We start from the raw sequence: 5,922 nt of genomic DNA on the forward strand, positions 1-5,922 counted from the left end.
TCGAAGCTGAATTCGTTAGCTTTCAATTCACGACCTTCCAAGCGTTTAGTGAAGTTGAAGTCTACTGAGATAGGTACACTGTTCACACGTTTTTGAGTTGGTTTTTCTGGAGTTTCTACAGATTTACTTACTGGGTTGTAAACGTGAACGATTTGGTTCGCTTTGTTTTCGATGTCTACGCCACCTGCAACGTCAGCTTTAACTGTTGCTGGAATATCGAATTTGTAGTAGCGACCAAATGCAAATTTAGTTGTGTCGACAACTTGAGTGTTATCAGCATCACCTAAAGATTTGTTCATAGAAGCTTTAGATGTTGCTGTAATGACGCCATTTTCAACCTTGATGTCAAACTTATCAGTTACGTCAGCACCACTTTCACTGTCATAAGCTTTAATATCAGCAGCGTTGACAGTTAATTTATCTGCATCATAAGTATCAGAGATACCAACAGATTGGATGTTGTTTCTGTCAGTGAAGTTCTTAGTATCCAACCATACTTGGTAGTAGATCTTTTCACCACGTTCAACTGACTTCGTATTGATATTTTCTGCTTCGTTATTTGAAGTTCCATCTGCGTATGGATTTGCATTTGTAGCAGTGTACTCATCGGTCAACTCATCGTCATCATCTACAAGTTTTGATCCTGTAATGTCAAATTTCTCTTTGTTAAGAACAAATTTTTCAGGTTGGAATTCAGGTGTTTCAGGAGGAGTGATTTTGTTGTTGAATTCTTTATCATCAGTTCCTTCTGTTGATGTTCCATCAGCATTGACACCGCCAGTTGATGTTACGTTTGTTACAGTAGTCAAGGTGTGACCATTCTTAGCAACTTCAACAGTGATCGTTGCCTTCATAGTGTCATACGTCATACCTACTTCTTTAGCTGCAGGGATAACTTCTTCTACAGTATAAGTGTGAGTACCTACTTTAGTATTATCAAATGAAATTTCTGTAAATGTTACAGTTCCATCTTTTTTGTTAGCTACAGTTTCAACTTCTTGACCGTTTGCATCTTTAAGGATGAACCTGAATTCGCCATCTTTAAGTTCACGTCCAGCCAATTTCTTAGTGAAGTCAAATTTCACTTTAACTGGAGCTACGACAACGTTGTTGAACTCTGTATCAGTTGTTGAAGATGTTTCACCTTTAGAAGAGCTGTAAGTAACAGTAGCTTTTAAATCACCTGCTTGGTTTTTTTCAGTAACAACTACAGTCATGATAGTTTCCATGGCATCGTAGTCAACATTTTTATCTTCTCCAGCAACTTCTGTTACTTTATATTTGTAAGTTCCAACTTTAGTAAAGTTAATATCACTAAAAGTTACCTTGCCAGATTTATTTGTGACGGTTTCAGTATGACCACCTTCAAGTTCTTCACCTGAATCATCAGTTTTCAATTCAACAAGTTTAAAGCTGAAGTCATTATCATTAAGTGTTCGCTTATTCTCTACATTTTTATCTTCGAGAACCTTAGTAAATTCAGGAGTTACCTTAGTAGCTTCACCTTTAACATAGTAGTAGACCGTTTCATAGTTGGGCGTCAATTTATTTTCCAAACGGAAAACGTTACCTGAAGAAACTGGAACGCCATTAATAGCATATGCAGCTCCAGTAGCGCCACGGTTCGCATAAAATTCACCCGCAGCTGAATAACGTGGTTGATAGCCAGCAGCTTCTGAGGCACTCACCTCAGTAATTGTATACTCTATAGTATTATTAGCTGCTTCCCCTCCCCAGGACATTTTATAAAATGTCCCGTTTGGACGTTTATAGATAAAATCAGCTACGTTAGGTTTACCATATTCCAAATCACCAAGATAGTTTGTATTTTGTTTATCCGAGAAAATAGCAAATGGTTTTCCAACAACAAGCTTATCACGTAATTCTGGTTTCAAACCATCTCTAACTGGCTTATTATTATCTTTATTCCATCCAGCATCATCGATTTCAGGATACTTACCGAAGTCTTCTGGGTGGTCAATTTTATTGTTACTTCCAGGACGAATTACTGTTTCATAAACCTTAACATAGCCATCAGTGTTTAAATCTTTAGAAATTTTATTTAGACTGTCAGATTTGATTGCCCACATTTCAATACGGACAGTACCATCTTCGCCTACAACTTCTTTAATACGTTTTACACCACCTTCAGCATTGGCAACGTCAAACCAACGTTGGCCAACTTCGTAAGGTTTTTTTAGAACATCTACAAGCGAGCGTGAATCTGCTGTTTGATATAGCTTATACCCATCAAAAGCACGAAGAGCTGAAGCATGGAAATCTTGCCCTTCCATACCAGTAAGTGTAAATGAACCAAGACTCTCTTCAGAGCCTGTTGCACGATATGTTTGTGCATCAACTTGTGGAGTTCCAGCGTCATTTACCAGCTTGTAGTCACCTGCCGTAGAAGAATTCATCACATAACTACTGCCATTTGAGACAAAGTTTCCAACCAAGCGATTTGGATCATAAGTTGATGAATTTTTATCAACAACTTTATAGTAAGTCGTCTTAGTAGTTAGACGTGGGATGTAATATTGAGGATCAGTTATAGTCGTTCCTTCGTTGGCTGTGTTAACTACATCATAAATTTGAATCGCAGTACGTTGACCATCGAAATCATTAGCAGAACCGTTGAATTTCCATGTTGCACGGAGAGCTGGACGATCTGTCTTATCAGCATCTTTAACATTTTCAAATCGGAATTCAATATAAGCCTGTTTATTGCCTGAAATAGGTGCTAGAGTAGCCTGACCAAGATTCACTGTTCCTGCACCACTAATTTGTTTTGTTTCTTTAACAGTGTTTGTAGCACCATCAACCAATTCTATTGTTACATTAGTTGAGTTATCATATGGTTTAGACATACGATAATAGAACTTAGTATTATACTCTGTATTGAATCCCATCAAATCAGTAACAATATATGTATACTGAGATGCACTCGGATTCAATTGGTAGTTGATTCCTGCAGTAACATGGTCAGTAGGATCTTTTGGTGTAGGGACTACAAGTGGACGATTCTTAAGTTTTGCACCATTTGGATCACTCATCACTGGTGTTGCAGCTGCTGAACCTACTGTATGACTAGTTGATACAGGGTCTGTTGCCGAACGACGATTACGACGACGGCCACCTTCTGTAACCAAAGTAGCAGCATTACTACGTTCATTATTCGCTATTGCAACTGAAGTAACGTCTACACCAGCGCTTGCTACGTTAGCACGTGTAGCAACATTTGGTTGGGCAGTTGTAGCTTCTGCTGCTGTTTCAGCTGTTTCTGTATTTCCAGCTACTGGAGCTGCTGTAGCTGAAGCATTTGAAGCTGCTGTTGTTGAAGCGTTTGAAGCTGCTGTAGCCGAAGCTGTAGTTTCAACGTTGTTGCCAGCTGCATTTGTAGATGCAGCTGTAGCTGGTTTAGCTGTTTCTGTAGCAGCTTTTTCAGTTGGTTTTGCAGTTTCTGTAGCTTGTTTGTCAGTTGTCTCTGCGGCAGCCTTATCTGTTGTTGAAGCTTCTGGTGTCAAGTTAAATGTTGACGCAGTTGCATCAGTTGAAGATACAGCTGCAGTAGGATCTGCTTGAGCTGTTGATGCTGTAGGCGTTTCAACTAAATTGGCAGAGCTCTCACCTGCTACCGTAGAGCTTGGTGTTGAAGATGAAGGTTCTGGGGATGTTACTTCATCAGCCTGAGCAATACGAGCAGCAAAGAGCGCTGTCCCTAGTAAGACTGAAGCGACACCAAACGAGTATTTACGCAATGAAAAGCGCTGGCGTCTATTGAAAATGTCTTTCATTAAAAGACCTCCTCTAATAAGTTAGTTAGTTATAGGTACACACTTATAAAATTAATCCAATTATAAAAGTGAGTATACTATATTCTAACATTCTGACAATTAGCGGTCAAGATTTTTGTCAAAATTTTTTAATTTTATTTTTCAATTATCTGATTATTCAACTACAAACAATCAGAAATATCGATAATAAAACAACAAAACACCTTATATAACACCATTTATTAACACTTCACTCAATATAAAAATAATTATTTAATCCTTTTATTTTCTAATTGAAACGCCATTCCAAAACTTTTTTAGAACTTCTCTATGACATTAAAAAACCGAACATTCTCTAATAATACAATTATTATCGCACATATTTGTACCCTATTTCAGAGCATTAACTTCACTTTATCCTACTATTACAGCATTGACGAATCATAACAACTATTCAAACGATTCTCATATAATTACTTCAGAGTAACATATTAAACTCAAACATTCTCCCCAAAAAGAAACCAGCAACTCAAATTGAACTGCTGGTTTACTTTATTTAAAACTAATAAGAGATTTGTCCGTCTCAATTAGATTAATCTTCTTTTTTACGACGATAACCTTGAATTCCCAGACCAAGAGCCACAATCAGAGCAGAAAAGCCTGCTACTTCGACAGTTTGCTCTGTTTCTTCACCAGTTTTGGGAAGAACTACTTGTTTTTTATATGAAGCTACTTTTGTAGTAGAAGTCTGAGAAGCTGTCTTAACAACGATTCTCGAAGCTTCATTTACTTGTTTTACTTCTTCTGGTTGCGAAGATACTACTGATTTCTTTTCAATAGAAGGATGTTCTGGTTTCTGAGTTTTGCTTGGCTTACTCATTTGTTTTATAGAAGATTTTGGTTTATCTGGACTTACCGCTATATAGTATATAGAGATATCCTCTCCTGAATTTTCAGGAATAATGGTGCTACCTGGCTGGATAGCTTTTCCTAACTTACTTGGATACTTAGGGTCCTGAAGGTAGGGTTTGTAACCTGGGATATCTGGAACAACTGGTAGACCTGATTTGGTTGGGTCTGTTAGATTATTAGGATATTTTACAGATGCAACTTCTGGAAAGTTCAAATCTGCTGATTTGAGTAGTAAGCTTCCGAGCGGTTTGTATATTACCGTTTCCTCAAGGTTTTCTTGAATAACTTTCTTAGATGACACACTTGCTTTATCAGCGTAATAGCCATCTAAAACTTCAGTCACAACTGCATCATAGGTTGCTTTATTAGCTTTCCATGCTGTTGACGAAAGTTCCTGACCAGTCACCATATCATATGTAACGGTGCGTGTCCATTGTGCATCTTGAACCTTGTCGCTTGGCGCCTTAACATTTCCATCTGATACAATATAATGAACTGTCGCTGTGACATCTTTCTGCCACTGATTTTTGCTTGGATATTTTGGACTTAGTGGATCATCTGGGTTGATTGCATCACCATCATGAGGATTCCTAGAACCTACTATTACAGTTTTATGTTTCAAAGTAACCCTCCATGCTTGGGTAACAGACGTATCAGTATCGTAGTATGCTTGTTTTGGGAACTCATCCGTTAACAATTCATAACCACGACTTTCATAAAATGCAATCTTGTCGGCTGTAGTATATTCAATAATTTCACCTGACTTACCTGTAACATGATCACTCTCAAGACTTGTACCAGTCGTTTGGTCAATATAAGTGATAGTCGCTTCTTGAATAGCTTTACGATAAACAACTGGGGTATCTTCTTCTGGCTTACTTGGGGTTATATTGAGAACATCAGTTTCATACCCTGAGATAAGTGGAGATGATGTTTTGCCCGCCTTAGTTGGATTTTCGGGATCATTCTGATATTGAATTGTTGGTACACCTTGAATTTCTTTACCATCAGTATCAACTGCAATAATCTTTCCTAACGGCTTAAATGTAACTAATTCCTCAGCGTTAGGAGCTTCTGGTGTTACTTGAAGAGAGCCCGCGTGTCCTACATTTGCAATGTAACCTGGAACTACTGGAACTGGCACACTGCCATATCTATGGCTTGACACATCCCAAGTGCTGACACCTGAAACCATATCCTTTGTCCCAGTGAAGACAAAATCATTTTGAACCTTAGT

General features: G+C 38.1%; 2 protein-coding genes. Both read right to left on the bottom strand.

The genetic code is table 11. The features are described 5' to 3' along the window. A partial coding sequence (locus H7T99_RS02725) for a Spy0128 family protein (protein ID WP_195918066.1) occupies positions 1-3,794 on the bottom strand: 3,794 nt, incomplete at its 3' end. 571 nt (positions 3,795-4,365) lie between these two features. Beyond that, a partial coding sequence (locus tag H7T99_RS02730; RefSeq protein WP_201035944.1) for a mucin-binding protein occupies positions 4,366-5,922 on the bottom strand: 1,557 nt, incomplete at its 5' end.

Source organism: Streptococcus sp. 17.1, assembly GCF_016648655.1.
Taxonomy (GTDB): domain Bacteria; phylum Bacillota; class Bacilli; order Lactobacillales; family Streptococcaceae; genus Streptococcus; species Streptococcus salivarius_E.